A 21,596-nucleotide genomic window follows, 5' to 3' on the forward strand; every position below is an offset into this window, starting at 1 on the left:
TGCCACTAGCGTTCTCGAACTACGGCAGCCAATGGTAGCGAAAGAGACCAAGTATTACCTCTACTAGATGAAATTAAAATTCAAACAGTCAAACCAGGTCGCCCTAGACGAAGATTTTCAGTGTTAGCAGCAGACAAGGGATATGATAGCCATGAGAAGCGAGAGCAATTAAGAAAAAGAGGTATTAGACCACAATTCCCCAAAAGAGTCTACAAATCAAAAAAACATCGTGGAAGACCAATTAAAAGTGATACACCACGTTTTCAGCAAGAAAGATGTTTCTCTTGGTTTCAAAGAAAATATAGACGTTTAGTGGTTCGTTGGGAACGTCAATCTCTTGTTTTTGATGGTTTTTTGACTTTGGCAACTATTCATATGTGGATTACCAAAATCATATTAGTGGGATAGGTTCATCTAATTTCTCTTGACTAAAATTATCATCTGGTTGTGGTTGCGGGATGGAAATCCAGAGTAAAGTAGCGTTCGCTATAAAAAAAGTCATTAGATCGATGGGTAAAATCCCCCCTAAACCAAAAATCGGATAGAGGAATCCTGCTATCCCAGGGGCAATAATACTCGATCCATAGTGGACAATCCATTTCATACTGTTAGCACGAGTGTAATTTTTGGAAGAGACTAATAGAGTAATTGAGGTAGAATAGGCTAGTTGCTGAATTTGACCGAAACCACCATTAATCAATGCAGCAAGATACAAATGCCAGATAGCAAGCTGTCCTATGAGATAGAGAATTAAGATAGCTAAGGTAGAAATAGCAGCAATTCCATCACCTAAAATCATTAAATATTTCCGATTGGTGCGATCGACTATTATGCCAGCAAACAGAGATATAAAAATGCGAGGCACTTGAGAGAAAAATCCCACTAAAGCTAGGGCTGTTGCTGAACCAGTCAGTTGCCAAGCCCAAAGAGTTAAAGCAAACTCACTCATGTGACTACCAATCGTAGAGACTAGTTGACCAAACCAGATAAGGATAAATTTACGCATTATATCTTGAGGTTAGAGGCTGCTTGATTTCACTCTAGACAGTTGATTTTTAAAATATATCTATTTCTTGGATTGACTATATATTCAATCTCTTTAGTCTAAACTCCAGTTTCAACTTTTGACCAATCAGTTTGTTCGAGAACTAGATCTAAAACATCTGATATATTACAATCCTGCTCATATGCAATCCGTCTAAGAATTTTGACCTCACTATTGATAATTAACTATTTAGCTAGTTTCGAGAATTGATATAATCATTAATCTTGGTATTATTAAAATTTAGTGGTTTTTGAATAACTCCTGCTATAACAGCCAAGATAATCCAACCAATAGTATTAACTCTTAAATCAAATAGTGTAACATCAAAAATATTAAATAAAACACAACTTATAAAAGTTATTACATAAGTAAAATTAATTAACTTATCTTGCTGATTTAAAGTAGTTTTTTGATTAGCTATTAAAGATAAAATTGCCTTAACTAAAATATATCCTACAATCAAACAAAGAAAAATTGTCCCAACTATTCCTATTTCGAGACTTAACATAATAAATAAATTATGAGGATGCCCAAACCAAAAATTAGTTTCTTCTAAATATAATGGTGTAAAGTTACGTAATCCCCAACCCATTAAAGGACGCTCTTGAATTTTTGACCAGCAAAATTGCCATTGTGTAATCCGTAAAGTTTCTACAGGTCTGTCAGGATACATCTCATCTGATAGTCTACCCCAAATAAGTTCGGGAACAATTTTTCTTAGCCATTGCTGCCCCCAAAAGTCACCAAAAGAAGCCCCTAAAATAATCGCGATCGTTGCAGTAATTCCAGAAACTAACCAATACCAACTAAGGTAAATAGCGAAAGTAAAACAAGCCAAAAATACAATTAACCAGGAGTTACGAGAATTAGCAAGTATTAAACCAATGCTATTAATAATTAAAACAACAGTTAGTATGATTAAGCTAGAATTTTGCTTAGGTTTACTGTACCAGTTACTCAGCCACAAACCAACAGTTAAAATAAAAGTAAATGATAAATAAATTGCTAAAAAATTAGCATAAATAAAGACAGATGACATTCTTCCTGGAGGAACACCTTGAGGAATTAATTTCCAGCCCAAAATATTAGCTAATAATTGCGGACTACTACCATTAAAATATAGTTGATACAAACCTAAAACAATTATTGGTACAGAAGGAATAATTAATAACCAAGCTAACTTATATAATTGCCCACAAGTATTTACTAAATTACTAATCGCAATAAACAAAGCAAAAAAAGGTAGAAAATTTGCTAAACCCAACCAAGCTTCTGAGGGTTGATAGGCAAAAAAAGAATTAATTATTAACCAAACAGCAAGGATTAGCCATCCCCAACCAAGAGGATTACGAATTATGCGAGAAAAGTTAGAATGCCAAACACTAACTAAGATAAAAAATAACCCCAATTCCCCCAAAGCAGGAAATAAAGGTAATACTAAAATGCTAATTTGAAATATCAGCCAAAGATAACTTTTTTGCTTGCTATGTGGTTGTTTATTAATGAACAATTTTAAGACTTGAATATTTATTATTCAATTGAGATATTTTGCTCTATTGAACTATATATTTAGCTAATAACCAATAACTAACTTTATTCAATTGGCAAAACAATAATCTCCGCGAGTTAAACGAATTTGTGCTAAGGTAAAAATAATAGGCACAATACGACTATAATTAGTTGCGATCGCTCTCCAGCCTAAATCAGCAATCAACCAAGCCCACATTACCGAACCCATCAAACTCAATACAGTTTTTGTTGCACCATAACGAGCGACTGTAGTAGTCATTCCCTTTTTTGCTGCATTCAGAGCAAATTTGCTTTGTAACAAGGTTAATGTTCCTCCTTTTACTAAAGCTGTTTTAGCTGCTTGATAACGAGCAAAATGAATAGCAAGCTGTTGAGCAATATGTTTTAAAAGCCATTTTTTCAAAATAGAATTAACCGCAATCAAACTACCTCCTGTCATCAAAATCTTAACTGGATTATGTTGTATATGCAGTGGCAAAGGTGTAGGAGGTTGTTTTTCTGCCAAAGCATTACTAATTTTTGCTTGTAAAGACTTTTGCTCAGTTAAAGGTAATTTTTTCCAAGCATTACTTACTAAATTAAGAAAAATTTCTGCTTCAATATCCGTAGTACTCATTTGTTGCGAATAAGGTATTTTCAGATATAGACAAACTTGAATTAAAATCTTTCTGTAAGGTAATTCATTTGTATTTCCTCGCAATACAGTAAAGCCATCCGCAGCCAAATAACGAAATCTTCGATCCAGAGAATTAATCCAAGCATCCCAATTCTGGCTTTGAATCTCTAACGGTTGAGGATTCTGCCAATAGTCTAAGGGGTTAAAGCGCGGTTGAAATAATATCTGAGTTATTTGTTGTAACTCTTCTTCTGTAGCTAATTCTAGGGCAGCCTTCAGTTCATCCAATGTTTTTTTCTCCCTTTATCTACATCGAGTTTACTCGATAACTGACATCAACAATCTTATCCTAGAAAATAAGTTCTCATGGTTATTCAATTATTCTTAAGTTATTACTTTTTGAGATCATATAATCATGTTCGCAATGATCTGTAATGCAAAGAATTTGTTGGTTATTGGTTGTTGGTTTTTGTTGCTCGTCGTTCACAGTTCTTTGGTCATGAAAACACTGTTTGGATCTTCTTTGTATGGGTCAAAAGGCGCGCAATTCTTAAAGCCATATTTTGTATATAAATTGCGTGCAGGCTCAAAAAAAGGCATTGAACCAGTTTCTAGACTTACACGACGATAACTTCGTAGCTTTGCTTCGTTCAAAATATGCTGAAGCAGCATTGATGCAATGCCCTTCCCTCTATGGGAAACACCCGTGCGCATCGACTTAATTTCAGCGTGGTTTGCGCTCAATTCTTTAATTGCACCGCAGCCAATTAGGATACTATCATCCCAAACTGTCCAGAATGTAATTTCTGATTTTTTCAATCCATCTAAATCAAGCGCGTGATTACTTTCAGGTGGTGAAACGGCTTTCATATCTCTAATATGCTCTTCAAGGAAATTCGCAATTTCCGCGCTAGAAAGATCATCCACCTTTATGTCCATTTTCTCTTCAGTTTCGCTTTTGCCACACAAAATTAAAAAATAACTACTCCACAAATCAAGCCCAAAGCGATCGCAATAACCAAACCAATCACTCTTAAGGTATTATCTTGTTGGCTCAATGGTAATTTTTGTAATAAAACATAACCCAGAGTAGCTGTTTGAGCAATTATGGTTGCTAAACCCATAGCAACGGCTTCACCCTTCCCAAAAATAAATCCTGTTATAATGGCTAAAATTATGGGAACAGAAATTGCTACTATGATACCCTGTTTTTTCTCGGAATTATCGTTAGTAATAATAGTGGCTGATGCTGATTGAGTTAAATAAATAATTACCATTCCCATCAACGCAATGGTAATATTAATTAAAGACTTTTCTGTGGCTTTTTGAGTGACATTAAAACCTAATGCGATCGCACTTCCCAAGACTATCATAGTAACCAATCCTGTAGCAAAAGCGCGATTGGAAAGCACAACATTATCATTAGATTTTACAACTGGCTCAATTGCATCCCAAGAACTTGTTTGTAATGCTTTTTTGGCGGTTTCGGCATCGGGATATCTTTTATTTAGCTCTGGTTCTACCATTGTATTTAACCATTCTTGAAAGCCACTATCTAACTCAGATAATGTAGAAGCATCTAATTTATTGTTAGTTACTAAAGATAGTGATTGTTGCTTTTTGATTAATCTATTCAAGGTTACGCCTAACCCATAAATATCCGATGCTTTACAAGGTGCATTTAATTGTTCTGGAGCAATAAATTCTGCATTACTGGTTTTAATTAAACTAAAATCAACCGTATTATTAGTATTTTGAGCCAGACTAAAATCAGTTAGATAAACATTTTTTTGCTCATCAACAATAATATTATTTGGTGTAATACCAAGATGTAACACTGGAGGTTTTTGCTGTTGTAAGTAAACCAAAATATCTAAGATTTTAACAGCAATTATTTTGAGATTTTTCTCCGTAGTTTCTATAAACTCTGCTAAAGAAACTCCTTCTATATACTCTCTAACAAAACAAAAACTATTATCTGTTTCAAAACTATCTAGATATCTAGGAATACCTGGATGTTTCAAAGTTTTTAGCAACTCAATTTCTCGCTGATAGGTTTGATATCCAGACCAACTAGAATCTTTAGTAGCAAAACAAAACTGTTTAATTATTACAGAAATATTATTGTTAGTGGTAATTCCCTGCCAGATAATATTACTTTTGTTTTTATCTTGACCTAACTTTTCTATGATTTTATATCCATATTGTGTCAAATCAGGTATATTATTCATCTATGAATACAAATAGCTACTAATTAATAACCTACTGTACAGGCGGACATTTGTTCGCATATACAACTAACAACTAACAACTAACAACTAACTTTTCTGCCTCTTTTTTAATAGAGTCCAAAATAGATAAAGGTAATTGAAAATAATTTAACTGATACTGTTTTTTCGCTCTACCCGCATCAGAACCATGATAATCTGTGCCACCTGTAGCGAGTAAATTATAATGATCGCAATACTCTAATAATTGCTGTTGTTGACTAGCAGAAGCATCAGGGTGATACACTTCAATCCCCATTAAACCAGCATCAACTAATTCTGGTAAGATTTCCTCTACTTTTCCACCACGAAACAGATAAGGATGCGCCCACACAGGAACACCTTTGCAAGCTTTAATTAATGCTATACCTTCTGCTGTGGAAAACTTTTCGTAATGCACATAGGCTGGTTTCTCTTCCCCAATAAAACGCGCAAAAGCCTCTTGAGTAGAGTTGACATATCCTGCCTCGACCATAGCATAAGCGATATGGGGACGACCTAACGCCATATTACCTGCCAACTCAGGTAAATTGAGCTTGTAACCCAACTCTGCCAGGTTAGCTACCATTTTAGCTGCTCTGCGTTTTCTTCCTGCTAAACGCTCCCTTAACGGATGCTCTAATAGCTCTCTTTGAGGATAATAACCCAAAATATGGAGCGATCGCTCTTTACAAACCGTACTAAGCTCAACTCCTGGTACTATCTCCATCCAATGGCTATTTGCTGCTTTTTTCGCCTCTTCCCAACCACCTAAAGTATCGTGATCTGTGATCGCTAAAGCTTTAACCCCTGCTGCTGCTGCTTCTACAACTAATTCTGTAGGCGTTAATCTTCCGTCCGAGAAAGTAGTATGGCAATGTAATTCCAGCACGTAATTGTTTTACTAAAGTGAATATGGGCCTTGCCTCATGGTGGTATGAAAAGCGCAAAATTTTACTTTTTCATTAATATTCAAGAGGCTTAAAGCTTAGAGCTTGGAAGCTCCGAACAGTATTACTATCGGTTTGATACCTGTCTTGAACGAGTTGCTCATTGAGGGAAACCCAAGGGGCTGATTCTGTCGTTTCACGGCAGAACTTGTAAGCCCCGCCCAAGACCCCTAAAGGACTAGCTTCGCGTCGCGCACTCGTTCGCTAAATCAGCAACGCCAAGTGAATATGTTTTAGAGATTTTCTGGTTGGGAGTCACGCCCGTCACCGATTCGTAAGGGCAAATGACCATTCGCTCCTACACCGATTCAGTAATCAGTAATCAGTGACCAGCGATCGTTTATTAGTTGACAACTAACAACTGTACGGACGTTTCAGGAAACGTCTCCGCTCATATTATCCCGTTTATACCCCAATGCGATGGGTACAAGTCCCGTTTAATTTGGGACTTGACGGGACTAGCCACTAACATGATTTAGCTATCTTTAAGTTGAGAGCGTAATTCTTCCAACTCGGCATCAATTGCAGAACCAGAATCTGGAGACTTCGTCTCAGAGGGTTCCGCAGCAGGTAAAGCTTCTTGATTCACAGAACCACCAGCTAGTTGAGCTTTCATCGCCTCTAATTCATCATCAACACCGCTACTAGATTCCAATTGAGCAAACTGTTGTTCCAAACCTATGCCACCTAATTCAGCAGCAGATTCAGATTCGGCTTCTAGCTGCATTACCTTATCTTCCATGCGATCAAATGCACCCATAGCACTACCAGTATCAATTCCGCCGATAGTCTCTTGTAGTTGCTTCTGAGCCTTAGCAGCATTAGCTCTGGCTTTGAGCATATCTTTTTTCGTTTTCGCTTCAGCAATTTTACTTTCTAAAGCAATCAAATTACGTCTAAGAGTCTCAACATTATTAGTTTGTTGATCTAGCTGAATTTTTAAAGTTGATGCAGTATCGCCAAAAGATTTTTTTCGAGTTAAAGCTTCACGGGCTAAATTTTCATCGCCTTTAGACAAAGCGAGTTGCGCTCTTTGTTGCCAAGTCCCAGATTCCCTTTGGTTTTTATTATACTGTTGTTCAGTACGTTTTTGAGTTGCGATCGCTCTTGCTACAGCTTGGCGCAGTTGCACCAAGTCTTCTTGCATATCGATCACAGCTTGCTCTAATACTTTTTCTGGATCTTCTGCTTTACTAACTAAATCGTTAACATTAGCTCTTACTACTCTACTCAAACGATCGAATAATCCCATGATTTCTGTTTATCCTTTATCAATAGCGTACAAAATTATTGCAAAAGCAAGCTCAAGGGTACTAGCTTGCAAGCGATCAAGATCGTAAGAGCCTGTAACAGACTCTTACGTCTATAGTTTTACATATTCCCCTAGCCTAACGTTGATTTTGATCTTAGACTACTAAAACTGACAATTCCCAAATAAGAATCAATATTTTGTTCAATTATTATTATATTTAGCATTGACCCAACTTAATGTCAGCTAAGTACAAAGAGTTGTTCTTGACTGATTTAGTGTTACAAAAAAAGCTCCACTTCGTATTTTCTGGAAAAATTAAGCCCAGAAAGAAAAACTTTCCAGGCTTTAACTAATTTGGGCTGTTAGTTATTGTCAATTGTTAAGACTTAAGACAATTAGCGATCGCTAATTGTCAGACTTTGCTCGATCGCATCTTGGGTAAGATTATTACCAATAAACACCAAACGAGTTTGGCGAGTTTCATCTTTTAACCACAAGCGATCGTAAAAAGTATCAAAACGATTACCTACTCCTTGTAAAACCAAACGCATTGGCTTATCAGGAACACTAACAAAACCTTTAATGCGGTAAATTTCCTCTTGTTGAACCAGTTTTTTGAGTTGTGTAATTAAATGTTCGGGATTGAAAGTATCATCACAAATTAATTCTACAGAGTTAATATTTTCGTCGTGATCGTGTTCCTCTTCACCATCGTGATGGGAAGGGCGATGAGCTAAGTTATCTTCCACCGCAGCATTAAAACCCAGTAAGATATCGGGACTAATTGAACCATCGCGACAAGCAACAATTTTGACTCCTGAAGGAACTTCTTTAGCCAACCAAGTTTTGATTTTGGTCAAAGTTTCCCCATCTACTAAGTCAGTCTTAGTGAGTAAAATTAAATCTGCACAAGCTAGCTGATCTTCAAATAACTCCTCTAAAGGGGTTTCATGTTCCAAATTGGGGTCGGCTTCCCTTTGCGCTTCTAAAGCCTCTAAATCACCGACAATAGTGCCTTCTGCTAGAGCTTTACAGTCTACAACTGTCACTACTCCATCTACGGTAGCGGTGTTACGAATTGCAGGCCAACGAAAGGCTTGTATTAGGGGTTTTGGGAGGGCTAATCCTGATGTTTCAATCAAAAGGCTATCGATGCTATCTCTACGCTGTAAAAGCTCCTGCATCGTCGGATAAAACTCTTCTTGTACTGTGCAGCATAAACAACCATTGGCTAATTCGATAATATTGCTGTTGGGGTCTTCGTCTTCATCGCATACTTGACAAGAGCGTAATAGTTCCCCATCAATCCCGATTTCCCCAAATTCATTGACTAAAACGGCAATTTTACGACCCTTATTATTTTGCAAAAGATGGCGCACTAAAGTAGTTTTTCCCGCGCCTAAGAAACCAGTAATTACGGTAACAGGAATTTTATGCATTATTTTTATTAATTGTTAATTGTTAGTGGGTAGAGATGTTCTGTCAGAAGCGGTGCATCATACCTGATTTTTTTCTGAAAACAGCCAGTAAACCCACTGCAATCACAAAAGCAAAATGATCTAAGCCAACAATAGGATGTCCCAAACCAGAAAGAAAACCTTCAACAAAACTAGCAGGAGTCCTACCATCAAAAGGATGATGTGCCAAAGTTGGCTGTACCATCACCAAAAAAATTAAACCAAAAGCGATCGCAGATGTTTCTAGATTCGCGATCGCTTTATACTTGAAACTCGAAAATAACACTATTCTGTACCTCGCAGAAAATTGCTCAAAGTTATTTAGTTATTTATTGGCGGGCATTCTGACTTAGAGATGGTAGAGAATATCTCGCGCGTTCCTTTGTGCGACGCAAAGCTAGTTCTTTAGGGTCTTTCGCGCCATGCGGGGTCGCTCGTCTCATTACAGTTGCGGGACAGCGTTGGATTTTCACCAAACTTTCCCCATTACTTCCAATGACTGTTCCCAATTGGAACCAATAAGCTATATTACAGTATCACAAAAAGGTATAATCACGTGGATGTAAAGAAGCTACGTTATTAAAATAAAATACGCAGTTTCGATAAATAAGATAATTTTTCTGATTGTAAAGAATCATGACAGATTGGCAGATAGTAGCAGGGGGCGTAACTGCACCTAAAGGATACAAAGCATCGGGTATTGTAGCTGGGTTAAAGGCTTCTGGCGCACCAGATTTAGCCTTGATCTTATCAGACACAGAGGCGATTGCTGCGGGCGTATTTACTACCTCTCAAGTGAGGGCTGCTTGTGTTGATTACTGTCGCCAAGTCTTACAAGATCAAAGCAGTATGCGAGCCATTCTCTGTAATGCAGGACAAGCTAATGCTGGTACAGGAGAACTAGGTTGGCAAGATGCCCTCACAAGTGCAGAATTATTAGCTCAAGAATTAAGTATCTCTCCCAAAGAAATTCTCCTCGCTTCCACAGGAGTAATCGGACAGCGCATTAAAATGGATGCACTCAGAGAAGGAATTCCCAAGTTAGTCAATGAGATGGCTGCTGATAGAGGGGAAGATGCAGCTAAAGCGATTATCACCACCGATTTAGTGACTAAAGAAATTGCTTTAGAAACTATGATTGAAGGTCGTCCAGTACGCATCGGAGGCATTGCCAAAGGTTCGGGAATGATTCATCCTAATATGGCAACTATGCTTTGTTTTATTACTTGTGATGCGGTGGTTTCTAGCAATCTCTGGCAAGAAATGTTGAAAAGAGCAGTAGATTCTAGCTTTAATCAAATTACAGTAGATGGAGACACCAGCACCAACGATTGTGTAATTGCTCTGGCTAATGGACAGTCCCGCACCAGTGCGATTACTTCCATGGGCAAAAATGCCGAAAATCTAGAAGCCATGCTAACAGAAGTTTGTCAGTATTTAGCTAAAGCGGTCGCTCGTGATGGAGAAGGAGCAACCTGTCTGATTGAGGTACAAGTTTCTGGCGCACTCAATAATAACGATGCTTCTACTGTAGCAAGGACAATTGCTGGCTCATCATTGGTCAAATCCGCCGTTTTCGGACGAGATCCTAACTGGGGGCGTATTGGGGCTGCTGCGGGTAGAGCGGGAGTCAAATTTCATCAGGATGAATTGAGTATCAAGCTAGGAGATATAGCTTTGATGGATAATGGTCAACCCTTAGAATTCGACCGCAATGCTGCGAGTAATTATCTTAAACAAGCAGCCGAAGGGGAATACCTAGAAGGAGATACCGTTTTAATTGATGTCATAATTGGTAGTGGCTCTGGTAAAGGTACTGCTTGGGGTTGCGATCTGACTTATAAGTATATCGAAATCAATGCAGAATACACCACGTAAACACACCCCAGCGTGAACCAATGAGGCTCGATCCCTCAGCGTAATTTATCGATGAGTTATCACGAACCATGAACCACTAACCACTAACGAAGAAAATTACTGAATGGTTTTCATCACTGGTAAATGATTCAAAGGAACAGTAAAAGTAACAGTAGAGCCTAAATCTTCTCCCATACTGTAAAAAGAAATTGTTCCTCCCATTGCTTCTACCAACTTTTGGGAAATTGCTAAACCCAAACCAGTACCGCCATAGGATTTGGTGTGAGAACCATCCACCTGAAAGAAGTTTTCAAATAACTTATTTTGTTTTTCTAAAGAGACACCAATTCCTGTATCTGCAACGCTGATTTTGACCATACCAGGAAACTGCTGATCGTTGTGAGTTAACTTTTTGCTACCGATTTCCGCATTAATCACAACTCCTCCTTCATGGGTAAATTTAATCGCATTACCCGCTAAATTAAGCATCACCTGTAGCAAACGCTGATAATTACCATAAATAGTTACAGGAGTTAAAGTAGCAGGGTACTTAATTTGGAAACTAATATTTTTTTGCTCTGCTTGGGTACGGATTAAATTATCAACATCTTGGAATAGCTCTTCTAACTCGACATCGGCTAGCTCTAATTCCATCTTTCCTGCTTCTATTTTGGCAATATCGAGAATGTCATTAATCAAATTCAGCAAATGCAGCGAGGAACGATAAGCTTCTTGAATAAACTCGCGCTGTTCTTCTGGATTATCCGCCATCCCTTCTAAAAGTAGCTTCAGAAAGCCAATAATGCCATTGAGGGGGGTACGTAATTCGTGGGATGTATTAGCTAAAAAGTCACTTTTAAGACGATTGGCTTCTTCTGCTTGGATGCTAGCAATTTCTAATTCTTGGTAAAGTTTGGCATGAGCGATCGCCGTTCCCACGTGTTCGGCTAATTCTTTGAGTAATTCAATTTCTGCGGTAGTCCAACTACGATGGCGATCGCACTGTTGTAAACAGATAATCGCATTATTTTGATTGTTATAGCAAGTAGCGACCATCAAAATCGACTTAGCATCAAAAGAATCATCAACTAAACGATCTGCTGCAATGGGATCGGAAATATCTAGAGCTTGCTGAAAATAAGGCTCTGTTTGCCAATCAAAAGTATAGCCTAAAATAGAGTCCAACTCTGGTTGATGATATTCTGCTTCTACCTTTAAATGGGTTTTCTGTAGGTTATGGGACAAAATCAAACAGCGACTCACAGAAAAAACTTCACCTAAACTATCTACTGTTTGTTGCCAAATAGTATCTAAATTCAAGCTACGACGAATTTGACGGGTAATTCGAGTTAATAGCTTTTGATAGCTATAAATAGGCATCAGCGATTTTTCGTGACTGGTGGGAAACACCTCTGTTTCTTTCAAGAGATGACCCATCACCAACACAACATTTGGCTCGCCTTCTGGGGGTAATATGGGGCTAATAATTAACTCAAACGCAAACGAACGATCTTGATAGCGAAACAAACAATAACACTGTTCTGGTAATCTTTGTTTAAGAACTCGCTTTATTTTGTCAATGTAGGCTTTAACGTCTAAAGGAATAAAAATATCTTCACAACCAGAGCCTACTAAGCGATCGTTTTGTAACTCATATTGTGAAGATTTTGCCCACCAAAAAGAAATATATACTCCCAAGCTATCTTGAGTAAAAACTAATTCTGCACCCAAATTTTGCCAATGCATAGAGTTGACCTGTTCTGTGGGAGGTCTATCATTTACTAATTCTGAGTTAAATCCAGCAAACATCAGCAGATATCTTGGGTTTATTGTGAGAGTATTTTAAGCAAGGGTCACGTGCTGTCTTTGCCGCTTTGGCTTGGTGTGAGTCACAAAGTCGCATTATTAACGGCAAAGTAATTTGTGATTTTGCAATCTCTTTCCTGAAACTATAACCTACAGATATCCAACTAAGGGACATCTTTAAACTGCAAATAGGTTTTAACTTAGATACTTGAGTTTCTGTAAAAAAGTTTCAGATGCTTAATATAGAGTACTATTTTATCAATAGATTCAGAAAGTTCAAGGTTGTTATTTGACAGCCCATAATCATGCATACCACCTATATTAAAAAAATATTTGGGAATAACTGGGGATATATAGGCATTAAAATAACGCTTTCTCATAATAACACCAAGTATTAACTAATCATTCCATTCTCCTCGCGGTGGTAAAGGCGGATTACGGCGAAAAGTACGAGTTAAATCACCACTAATTTCTCGCTCTCCCTTAAGCCATTGTTTAATAGCATTTTCGATAGTTCGACTAGGATCGTTAGTAAGCAGCTTTAACTGTTCTAAAACGTCAGAGTCCAGATTAATTGAGATCTCCACTTTACTAGGGAAATTTTGTTGTTCTATTTCTCCTGTTTGCTCACTCATAGGCTTTAGTTATTATTGCTATTAATTATTGTACCTGTGATATCAAATTCAATTTATTAATTATAAAAAAATTTTTCAGGTAACTATTGTCTGTCTGAAAAAGGAACAGAGTATCAGTAAACAATTTGACGGGAGGAAATGACGGAAGACCCGCGTCCCATCAAGTGTGATAATATCGCCGTAAGACGTTTACACTCGACGCATCTTCGTGTTTACACCCGTCATATTGGGTATTTATCCCCATCGCATTTGGGGCAAATGCCCAACTTAAACTTCCCTTGGAGACCTCGCCCATTCGCGGACTTACCGAATGCTTCTTGATGCTCAAAGGCTCGCTTGCATTCTGGCGACAGTTCTCTGGGTCGGGAAACCCTTCTGCAAGACTGTCGCGCTATTCCATTTAGCCTTATTATCCCGCCCTGATATTATCCCGCTTGACGGGACGAATGGGATTCCCGTGTTGACGAGCAAGTTTTATCCAGCGATAGGCTTTAGGCTTATAGCTGTAAGCTTTGTTTAATTCCTCCACTTCGTGCATAGTGGAATAAGGCTAGGTGGTGGGTAAAATTGCCCCCACACTTGCTTGCTTGTAGCTAATAGCTAATAGCAAGAAAGCTAATCGCTACGCGATTTTAAGACATTTTTTGAACTTTGGTGGTTTGAGGACGATCTAACTTAAAGATGACAACAGCCAAAGGAGGTAAACATAAATCTAAAGAATAGGGCAAATTGTGGAATGACCATTCATCAGTCCACTTACCACCTAAATTCCCCATATTGCTACCACCATACTTCTTCGCGTCACTATTAAAGATTTCCCCATAGAATCCAGCTTCAGGAACTCCCACACGATAATGGCTGTGAGGCTGAGGAGTGAAGTTACAAACCACTACTAAAAACTCATTGGGATCCTGACTGCGACGAATAAAGGAAACCACGCTATGACTGTTATCACTGCAATCAATCCATTCAAAACCTGGTTCTTCATAGTCTCTATCATAAAGAGCGGGTTGGCTCTTATACATTTGATTCAACTCGGCAAAAAACTGTTTGAGGTTCTTATGGCTGTCGTACTGTAACAAATGCCACTCTAAATCTGCCCAGACATTCCATTCGCTCCATTGACCAAACTCCATGCTCATAAACATGGTTTTTTTCCCTGGGTGGGCAAACATATAGCTGAATAGACAACGAATGTTCGCAAATTTTTGCCATTCATCCCCTGGAAATTTGCCAACGATGTTACTCTTACCGTGAACTATCTCATCATGGGAGAGTGCCAGCATATAGTTTTCACTGTGGTGATACCACATACTGAAAGTGATATTGTTTTGATGAAACTGACGAAACCAGGGATCCATGCTGAAATAATCCAACATATCGTGCATCCAGCCCATATTCCATTTGAGATTAAAGCCCAAACCACCAGTGTAGGTAGGCCAAGATACCATTGGCCAAGAGGTGGATTCTTCGGCAATAGAAAGTGTTCCAGGGAAGTAGCTGAATAACAAACTATTTACTTGGCGTAAGAAATCCGCAGCTTCGAGGTTTTCACAACCACCGTATTCGTTAGCTATCCATTCACCATCTTTGCGATCGTAATTAAGATAGAGCATCGAAGCTACAGCATCTACCCTAATACCATCAATATGATATTTATCAAACCAGAAAAGAGCATTAGCAACTAAAAAGTTACGAACTTCATTTCGACCGTAGTTAAAAATTAAGGTTCCCCATTCTTTGTGTTCTCCCTTACGGGGATCGGCGTATTCATAAAGGTGAGTACCATCAAAGAAAGCCAAACCATGACCATCTTTAGGAAAATGTCCTGGTACCCAATCTACAAGTACCCCAATATCATTTTCATGACACTTATCGATGAAGTACATCAAGTCTTCGGGATTACCATAGCGAGAAGTAGGAGCATAGTATCCTGTTACTTGGTAGCCCCAAGAACCGTCAAAAGGGTGTTCGGCGATCGGTAATAATTCAATATGGGTGTAACCTAGTTCTTTAACATAGGGAACTAGTTTATCTACCAGTTCGTAATAACTCAAAAAACGAGCTTCTGGCTTTAATTCCGAAACTGTTACTGGCTCAGATGCTCCTGAAAGTAGTGGGGTTTTTGATTCCGAGGAAGCGTGTAGCCAAGAGCCTAAATGAACTTCATAAACAGAAATAGGTTGATTTAAAGGTTCGCTATGACGGCGTTTTTCCAGCCAAGCATCATCGTGCCATTGATAACTGTCCAAATCTGCCACAATCGAAGCCGTTTTTGGTCTAACTTCTTGTTGAAAACCATAGGGATCGGATTTTTCATAAATATGTCCTTCCCAGTTTTTAATTTCATACTTATAGCTCGTACCAATGCCTAGCTGAGGAATAAATAGTTCCCAGATACCGTTGCCACGATTGCCCATTTGATGTTCTCTACCATCCCAATCGTTAAAATCTCCTAAAACAGAGACATTTCTGGCATTAGGAGCCCAGACAGCGAAGTAGACTCCAGCAACTCCCCCTGTGGTTGCTGGGTGCGCTCCTAGCTTTTCGTAAATACGATGATGATTTCCTTCGGCAAAAAGATGAATATCAAAATCTGTTATTGAAGGAGTGTCAAAACCGTAAGGATCGTAAATGACTTTTTCATGACTATCCTGTTTAATGCGTATTTGATAGTTAGTGATTTGGGGAGTATTAATGATGCAAACGAAAAAGTGGGGATGATGCTCGGAATGCATCGGGTACTCAGTTCTTTCTTCTGGGCAGATTACCGAAGCTGATTGAGCTTTAGGAAGATAAGCTCTAACAACCCAGCTTTTGCCATCTCCATTACTGTTTAAAGGATGACAACCAAGAACTTCAAAAGGATTTTGATGCAGATTGTTAACGACTTGATTGACTTGTTCAGGAGCAATAGTTGAGGACATTAAGCTACTAGGATTTTTAAAGTTAATAATTTGTTAATTTTGAAAATATTTTTATACATACTTTAACGACTTTTGTGTTCAATAGAAAAACTTTATGTAGAAAGAGAACATAATTACTGTCAAAATGGGGTTACAGTTCTCAAGAATTTTCTGAGTCGTAATAAAAAAATTAATTCTCTGATTTTGGGATCGATCGGGGTACTGAATTTACTTTGAGCGATGCGTTCTTGTATTTTGGCGTATTCTGAAGCAGTAAGGGGTTGGTTATCAATAGGAGATCGCCCGTTTAAGATAATTTCAGTACGTAAAATTTCTTCGGGAGTATCTTCTGGTGGTGGTAAAGCTTGAGCAGACCTACAATAAAAAGTAAAAGAAAATAATAAGCAAACTGTGGTGAGTTTCATAGTGTTCCTAAATAACAGTAATTAATAATCAATTATCGGGGAATGAGTAAGATATTTGGAACAGTTAGAATTAGCTATTATGGTTTATTATTATTTAGTACGATCGCCTGTACTGCGGAATCAGCCCAGCAAGGAAGTATAACTACAGACAATAAGCCTTCTTTTATTCAGACAGAAGTACTAGAAGTAGCACCAAAATCGCTCGAGATTAAAGATTTACCCCAACCTTACGAAACAGAATCTGCCAGTAGACCACCCAAAACTATTGCCATCCCTAAAAATCCTACTTTACAAGTTCCTCAAGGATTTAAAGTTAATGTGTTTGCTACCAATGTCAATCGACCTCAATGGATGGCTCTAACCCCCGAAGGAGACGTGGTAGTAGCTGAGTCTTATTATAATCGTTTGCTTCTGCTACAAGATCAAGATGAAAATGGAGTAGCCGAAACTAGCCGAGTATTTGCTACAAATGCTAATGGAATTAATCAACCTTTAGGAATGGCTTTTACTGATGACAGTTTTTATGTGGCAAATACAGAAAATGTTTTGCGCTTTGATTATCAGCCAGGACAAAAAGCCTTAACTGGTGAAGGAACGGAAATTACGCAATTAACACCAGGTGGTTACAACCAAAACTGGACTCGCAACTTGGTTATCGCTCCTGAGGATCAAAAGCTTTATGTTTCAGTGGGTTCTCGCTCTAATGTTGAGTCTGAAGCATTACCTCGTGCTTCGATTCAAGTCATGAATTTGGACGGCTCAGCAAGAGAAACTTATGCTAATGGTTTACGTAATCCTGTAGGTATGGATTTTCACCCTGTTACCCAGGAACTATATACTACGGTGAATGAGCGCGAGCTATTAGGAGATAACCTAGTGCCAGATTACTTTACTAGGGTAGAACAAGGAGGTTTTTATGGTTGGCCCTATGCCTATTTGACCCCTCAACTTCTCGATCCTCGCCGAACAAAGGGCGGTGTCAGTGAAAGAGCCGATCTTGCAGCAAAAACTGTGACCCCTGATGTTTTGTTTCAAGCTCATTCTGCTGCTTTTGGTTTACAATTTTACGATGGTCAACAGTTTCCCGAACGTTATCGTAATGGGGCATTTGTCGCTTTTCGTGGTTCTTGGAATCGTAGCCGAGGAACGGGTTATAAAGTAGTTTTTGTTCCTTTTGGGGAGGATAATCGACCTTTGGGCTATTACGAAGATTTTCTTCAGGGTTTTTTAAAAAATCCGACTGTTCCTACTACCTGGGGACTTCCTGTGGGATTATTAGTGTTACCCGATGGCAGTTTACTCTTGGCTGAAGATGGCAACAGTGTTATTTATCGTATTAGCTATTGATTAAGAAAGAAAGAATTGGGAACGAGGAATAAGGAATTGTCAGTATCTCTATGTTAGTAGTTGGTTTTTGGTTGGTGGTTATCCGTAATTTATCTTTCCTCTTTTGATACTAAACCTTGTTATTATCAGAAAATTAGAATAAGAATTATCATAATAAATTTACAATTTACTTCCTCATGTTCAACTGGTTTCGCCGTAACGATAAAGCAAAGCAAGAAGAGCCAAAAACTACTCCTCAAATTCAAGAAGTATCTAATACTGAATCTACAGAAACGACAACAGAGACAGCAACGAAAACCCAAGAAGACTATTTAGCCTGGGCGAAAGTTGCTTACCAGAATATTCAAGAGAAAAAGGAAGAAGTTCAAACCTCTGCTACAGAATTAGAAACCAGTCCCATAGAAGAAACAACTGAAACTGAACCTGTCTCTGACATAAAAGAAACCGCAGTACAAGAAGCAGTTGCCGAAGATATCGCCGAAGAAACCACAAAAACCGAGCGGATTTCTGAAACAGAAGAAACCCAGATACCAGAAAAATCAAGAGAAATCATTACTGAGATTGAGTCAAAAAACGCTACAGAAGAAACAGTAGTAGAATCTGTTACAGAGGAAGAAACAATAGAAGCCCCTACTAATGTTCCTGCGTGGATGCAAAAATCTCAGGGATTAGAAAAACTCAAAGAAACTGCGATCGCTGAAATCGAACCCGAACCAGAATTAGATGAGGATTTTGTCTGGTCGGCTAAAGTACTAGCACAACAGGGAAGAAGCCCAGAAGATATTTCTGTTGAAGAAATTAATTGGCTTACCAAGTTACGTCAAGGACTGGGTAAAACTCGCCGTGGCTTGATAGTGCAGCTCAAAGCAGTAGTGGGTCAAGGACCTTTAAATAAGGATGCTGTAGAGGAAATAGAAGCTTTATTGTTGCAAGCAGATATCGGGATTGAAGCCACAGATTATATAGTAGAAACTTTACAGGAAAAACTGAAAGAAGAAGCCTTACCCCCCGAACAAGCGATCGCATATCTCAAAACTATTCTCCAAGAAATACTCGATAAACCTCTCCAAGGACAAGATAATAATGACTTTGTACCCGAACAAGATATCTTAAATATTTGGCTCTTAACAGGAGTCAACGGTGCGGGAAAAACTACCACCATTGGCAAACTCACCAATTTAGCGAAAACCTCTGGTTACAATTGTTTGATCGCAGCAGCCGATACTTTCCGCGCAGCAGCAGTACAGCAGGTGCAAGTTTGGGGGGAGCGGACTGATACCGAAGTCATTGCTAACCCAGGAAAAAATACTGACCCCGCAGCCGTCGTTTATGATGCCATTTCCGCAGCTAAATCCCGCGATACTGACTTACTTTTAGTAGATACTGCTGGTAGATTGCAAAATAAGAAAAATTTAATGGACGAATTAGCTAAAATCAGACGTGTGGTGGATAAAAATGCCCCCAATTCCAAAATAGAATCATTATTAGTAATTGATGCTACCCTAGGTCAAAATAGCCTCTATCAAGCTCAAGTATTTAGTGAAGTTGCTCAACTAAGTGGAGTGGTTCTTACTAAACTCGACGGTAGTGCCAAAGGGGGTGTGGCTTTAGCGATCGCGCAACAACTCAATTTACCCATTCGCTTTGTAGGTGTGGGAGAAGGAATTGAAGATTTGCGTCCTTTCTCTAGTTATGAATTTGTTGAAGCTTTATTAAACGGCTAAACAGTTATCATAAAAATTTGATAATTTCTAATTACTGTTAATGAAAAATCTTGGCAGCGAAGATAATTAGAGTTATGATTAACCAACTCCTGAACAGCCAAGGCTAATTTGCAAGCTACCTGCAAACAAGGTTAAAGATAATAATTGATGGTATGAACAGTACTTGCCTTAAAAGCAGTGCGTTCACTTTATTAATTAGTTTAACTTTAAAAATAACTCAGATATAAGTTATTAATAGCCTGAAACACTGTGTAGCTAAATGTTTTAAAAATAGTTTATTTAACCATCGAGGCGATGACTGTAATACCATTCCCTCAACCATTTTCTAATAATAGTAACCAGTCTCCTAATTCTTCTTTAGAAGGCGAAAAAAGCTCTGTTATGGTTCTTAAAGAGTTAATTTACTCTCTACAAAAAGAACAAACAAAAATTCAAGACTTACTAAGTTCTCTTGGTTTTGCCTTACGTAGCTTTAGTAACCTCAATCAGTTTTTAGAATTAACTCCTTTAATGGCAGCTAGAGTTACTGATGCAGTAGGAGGTTCTCTTATATTGTATGACGATGAAGATCGTGTTCGTTTAGAACAAATTCATTGCCAAAACCATGAGTTAGGAAGAGAAGTACGTCGAGCCTTAGAAAAAGTAATTTACAATCTCAACACTACTACTGGGAAAATAGTCTCTCAATCATCTTCTTTGGTAGCCAATTTATTAGATGAAAGTATTGTTCGCGAATTAAGTAGTAAAACAAAAGTTTATGGTACTCCTGTAATTGTCAAAAATGTCGAACAGGGTCGTCTTTATGTTTTTAGTAACGAACGCGATTATGAATGGACTCCTACCAGACGCAAACTGGTACAGTTAGTCGCCGATCAAACCGCAGTTGCGATCGCAAATCACGATCTGACAGTTAAGTTACGCTCCAAAGAAAGACAAGACCGCGAATTGGAAATCGCTTCAGAAATTCAGGTCAGACTTTTACCTACAGAGTGTCCCCAAATTCAGGGAGTAAAAATTGCTGCAAAATGCCAAACCGCTAATCGAGTAGGGGGAGACTACTATGATTTTATTCCCACTAATTACGATCAAATTGGTCAACACGAACCAAAAGAGGCTTCTTTAGTCCCCTGGAGTATTGTGATTGGGGATGTTATGGGTAAAGGTGTTCCTGCGGGTTTAATTATGACAATGACCAGAGGAATGTTAAGAGCCGAAGTCCTCAACCGTCATAGTCCTGCTCGAATCATGCAACACCTCAATCGTGTTATGTATGCCGATCTGGAAAATTCCCATCGTTTTGTGAGTATGTTTTACTCAGAATATAACCCCCAAACTCGTCAGCTTTCTTTTACTAATGCAGCTCACAATCCGCCTCTGTGGTGGACAGCAAGTTCTCAAAAGTTGCAAAAATTAGATACTTGGGGAATGCTGATTGGCTTAGATATGGAATCAGAATATGAAGATGATACAGTGACTTTAAATTCTGGCGACATTATCATGTATTACACTGATGGCTTTACCGATGCAGTGAATGCTAATGGCGATCGCTTTGATGAAGAAAATCTCCGCGATGCTTTCCAATGGGGATGTGAAAACCTATCTACTACCGATGAAATTTTAGAATATCTTTTTGAGCGGGTAGAAAAATTTATGGGTCAGTCTAGCTCCAGCAAAGACGATATGACCCTGATTATCATGAAGGTTTGTTAGTGGTTAATTGTTAGAGACGCGAATATCGCGTCTGTACAGTCGTTAGTAATGCGACTACATAGTTTATAGGTTAAAAATAGAATAATTGGT

General features: G+C 38.4%; 17 protein-coding genes, 2 pseudogenes and 1 riboswitch. Of the genes and pseudogenes, 5 read left to right on the forward strand and 14 right to left on the reverse strand.

Annotation, left to right across the window (positions count from 1 at the left end; genetic code table 11):
- Positions 1-30: 30 nt before the first annotated feature.
- A pseudogene (locus tag H1P_RS10600) lies at positions 31-408 on the forward strand (transposase); the annotation flags it as partial.
- Here the strand turns inward: H1P_RS10600 and H1P_RS10605 are convergent.
- The 9 genes and pseudogenes from H1P_RS10605 to H1P_RS10645 all read right to left on the reverse strand — a co-directional run.
- The gene (locus H1P_RS10605; RefSeq protein ID WP_246141602.1) at positions 392-1,006 is read right to left on the reverse strand and encodes an MFS transporter; all 615 of its coding nucleotides are present in this window, start codon (positions 1,004-1,006) and stop codon (positions 392-394) included. The pseudogene H1P_RS10600 and the gene H1P_RS10605 sit on opposite strands and share 17 nt — an antisense overlap.
- A gap of 232 nt (positions 1,007-1,238) precedes the next feature.
- Positions 1,239-2,555: an O-antigen ligase family protein gene (locus H1P_RS10610; RefSeq protein WP_246141603.1), complete on the reverse strand. Its 1,317-nt coding sequence runs from the start codon at positions 2,553-2,555 to the stop codon at positions 1,239-1,241.
- An 87-nt stretch (positions 2,556-2,642) separates the two neighbouring features.
- A complete protein-coding gene (locus H1P_RS10615; protein WP_144866999.1) occupies positions 2,643-3,479 on the reverse strand; it encodes a YaaW family protein in 837 nt (278 codons plus the stop codon).
- 195 nt (positions 3,480-3,674) lie between these two features.
- Positions 3,675-4,130: a GNAT family N-acetyltransferase gene (locus H1P_RS10620; RefSeq protein WP_144867033.1), complete on the reverse strand. Its 456-nt coding sequence runs from the start codon at positions 4,128-4,130 to the stop codon at positions 3,675-3,677.
- A 32-nt stretch (positions 4,131-4,162) separates the two neighbouring features.
- Positions 4,163-5,422, reverse strand: coding sequence for a serine/threonine protein kinase (locus tag H1P_RS10625; RefSeq protein ID WP_144867001.1), 1,260 nt, complete (start codon positions 5,420-5,422; stop codon positions 4,163-4,165).
- Positions 5,423-5,495: 73 nt separating this feature from the next.
- Entirely contained in the window at positions 5,496-6,329 is an 834-nt protein-coding gene (locus tag H1P_RS10630) for a PHP domain-containing protein (RefSeq protein ID WP_144867003.1), read from the reverse strand.
- A gap of 533 nt (positions 6,330-6,862) precedes the next feature.
- Positions 6,863-7,639, reverse strand: coding sequence for a PspA/IM30 family protein (locus H1P_RS10635; RefSeq protein WP_144867005.1), 777 nt, complete (start codon positions 7,637-7,639; stop codon positions 6,863-6,865).
- A 395-nt stretch (positions 7,640-8,034) separates the two neighbouring features.
- Entirely contained in the window at positions 8,035-9,078 is a 1,044-nt protein-coding gene (cobW, locus tag H1P_RS10640; protein WP_144867007.1) for a cobalamin biosynthesis protein CobW, read from the reverse strand.
- A gap of 61 nt (positions 9,079-9,139) precedes the next feature.
- Positions 9,140-9,328 (reverse strand): annotated as a pseudogene (locus tag H1P_RS10645) (HupE/UreJ family protein); the annotation flags it as partial.
- 85 nt (positions 9,329-9,413) lie between these two features.
- Positions 9,414-9,631: riboswitch (cobalamin riboswitch) on the reverse strand.
- A 101-nt stretch (positions 9,632-9,732) separates the two neighbouring features.
- Between H1P_RS10645 and argJ the strand changes: the two are divergent.
- The gene (gene argJ, locus H1P_RS10650) at positions 9,733-10,974 is read left to right on the forward strand and encodes a bifunctional ornithine acetyltransferase/N-acetylglutamate synthase (RefSeq protein WP_144867009.1); all 1,242 of its coding nucleotides are present in this window, start codon (positions 9,733-9,735) and stop codon (positions 10,972-10,974) included.
- A 96-nt stretch (positions 10,975-11,070) separates the two neighbouring features.
- Here the strand turns inward: argJ and H1P_RS10655 are convergent, their stop codons facing one another.
- From H1P_RS10655 to H1P_RS10670, 5 genes are all read right to left on the reverse strand, one after another.
- A complete protein-coding gene (locus H1P_RS10655; protein ID WP_144867011.1) occupies positions 11,071-12,762 on the reverse strand; it encodes a sensor histidine kinase in 1,692 nt (563 codons plus the stop codon).
- Between the two features lie 395 nt (positions 12,763-13,157).
- The gene (locus H1P_RS10660; protein WP_144867013.1) at positions 13,158-13,394 is read right to left on the reverse strand and encodes a type II toxin-antitoxin system CcdA family antitoxin; all 237 of its coding nucleotides are present in this window, start codon (positions 13,392-13,394) and stop codon (positions 13,158-13,160) included.
- 409 nt (positions 13,395-13,803) lie between these two features.
- A complete protein-coding gene (locus tag H1P_RS38885) occupies positions 13,804-13,932 on the reverse strand; it encodes a hypothetical protein (protein WP_281291138.1) in 129 nt (42 codons plus the stop codon).
- Between the two features lie 94 nt (positions 13,933-14,026).
- The gene (gene glgB / locus H1P_RS10665) at positions 14,027-16,321 is read right to left on the reverse strand and encodes a 1,4-alpha-glucan branching enzyme (RefSeq protein ID WP_144867015.1); all 2,295 of its coding nucleotides are present in this window, start codon (positions 16,319-16,321) and stop codon (positions 14,027-14,029) included.
- Positions 16,322-16,440: 119 nt separating this feature from the next.
- Positions 16,441-16,725 carry a glutathione S-transferase gene (locus H1P_RS10670; protein WP_144867017.1) on the reverse strand — a complete coding sequence of 95 codons (285 nt, stop codon included), beginning with the start codon at positions 16,723-16,725 and terminating at the stop codon, positions 16,441-16,443.
- A 42-nt stretch (positions 16,726-16,767) separates the two neighbouring features.
- Here H1P_RS10670 and H1P_RS10675 point away from each other — a divergent pair, with 42 nt between their 5' ends.
- The 3 genes from H1P_RS10675 to H1P_RS10685 all read left to right on the forward strand — a co-directional run bounded on the left by H1P_RS10675 (position 16,768) and on the right by H1P_RS10685 (position 21,506).
- Positions 16,768-18,072, forward strand: coding sequence for a PQQ-dependent sugar dehydrogenase (locus H1P_RS10675; RefSeq protein WP_144867019.1), 1,305 nt, complete (start codon positions 16,768-16,770; stop codon positions 18,070-18,072).
- Between the two features lie 176 nt (positions 18,073-18,248).
- Positions 18,249-19,796 (forward strand): signal recognition particle-docking protein FtsY, encoded by a 1,548-nt coding sequence (ftsY, locus tag H1P_RS10680; protein WP_144867021.1) that lies wholly within the window; start codon positions 18,249-18,251, stop codon positions 19,794-19,796.
- 294 nt (positions 19,797-20,090) lie between these two features.
- The gene (locus tag H1P_RS10685; protein WP_144867023.1) at positions 20,091-21,506 is read left to right on the forward strand and encodes a PP2C family protein-serine/threonine phosphatase; all 1,416 of its coding nucleotides are present in this window, start codon (positions 20,091-20,093) and stop codon (positions 21,504-21,506) included.
- Positions 21,507-21,596: the final 90 nt, after the last annotated feature.

The organism is Hyella patelloides LEGE 07179, assembly GCF_900659865.1.
GTDB lineage: Bacteria > Cyanobacteriota > Cyanobacteriia > Cyanobacteriales > Xenococcaceae > Hyella > Hyella patelloides.

Excerpts from the sequence above, each read along its gene's own strand:
- H1P_RS10605 (WP_246141602.1), bottom strand. The coding sequence starts at position 1,006 with ATGCGTAAATTTATCCTTATCTGGTTTGGTCAACTAGTCTCTACGATT.
- H1P_RS10620 (WP_144867033.1), bottom strand. The coding sequence starts at position 4,130 with ATGGACATAAAGGTGGATGATCTTTCTAGCGCGGAAATTGCGAATTTC.
- H1P_RS10625 (WP_144867001.1), bottom strand. The coding sequence starts at position 5,422 with ATGAATAATATACCTGATTTGACACAATATGGATATAAAATCATAGAA.
- H1P_RS10635 (WP_144867005.1), bottom strand. The coding sequence starts at position 7,639 with ATGGGATTATTCGATCGTTTGAGTAGAGTAGTAAGAGCTAATGTTAAC.
- cobW (WP_144867007.1), bottom strand. The coding sequence starts at position 9,078 with ATGCATAAAATTCCTGTTACCGTAATTACTGGTTTCTTAGGCGCGGGA.
- argJ (WP_144867009.1), top strand. The coding sequence starts at position 9,733 with ATGACAGATTGGCAGATAGTAGCAGGGGGCGTAACTGCACCTAAAGGA.
- H1P_RS10655 (WP_144867011.1), bottom strand. The coding sequence starts at position 12,762 with ATGTTTGCTGGATTTAACTCAGAATTAGTAAATGATAGACCTCCCACA.
- H1P_RS10660 (WP_144867013.1), bottom strand. The coding sequence starts at position 13,394 with ATGAGTGAGCAAACAGGAGAAATAGAACAACAAAATTTCCCTAGTAAA.
- H1P_RS38885 (WP_281291138.1), bottom strand. The coding sequence starts at position 13,932 with ATGCACGAAGTGGAGGAATTAAACAAAGCTTACAGCTATAAGCCTAAA.
- glgB (WP_144867015.1), bottom strand. The coding sequence starts at position 16,321 with ATGTCCTCAACTATTGCTCCTGAACAAGTCAATCAAGTCGTTAACAAT.
- H1P_RS10670 (WP_144867017.1), bottom strand. The coding sequence starts at position 16,725 with ATGAAACTCACCACAGTTTGCTTATTATTTTCTTTTACTTTTTATTGT.
- H1P_RS10675 (WP_144867019.1), top strand. The coding sequence starts at position 16,768 with ATGAGTAAGATATTTGGAACAGTTAGAATTAGCTATTATGGTTTATTA.
- ftsY (WP_144867021.1), top strand. The coding sequence starts at position 18,249 with ATGTTCAACTGGTTTCGCCGTAACGATAAAGCAAAGCAAGAAGAGCCA.
- H1P_RS10685 (WP_144867023.1), top strand. The coding sequence starts at position 20,091 with ATGACTGTAATACCATTCCCTCAACCATTTTCTAATAATAGTAACCAG.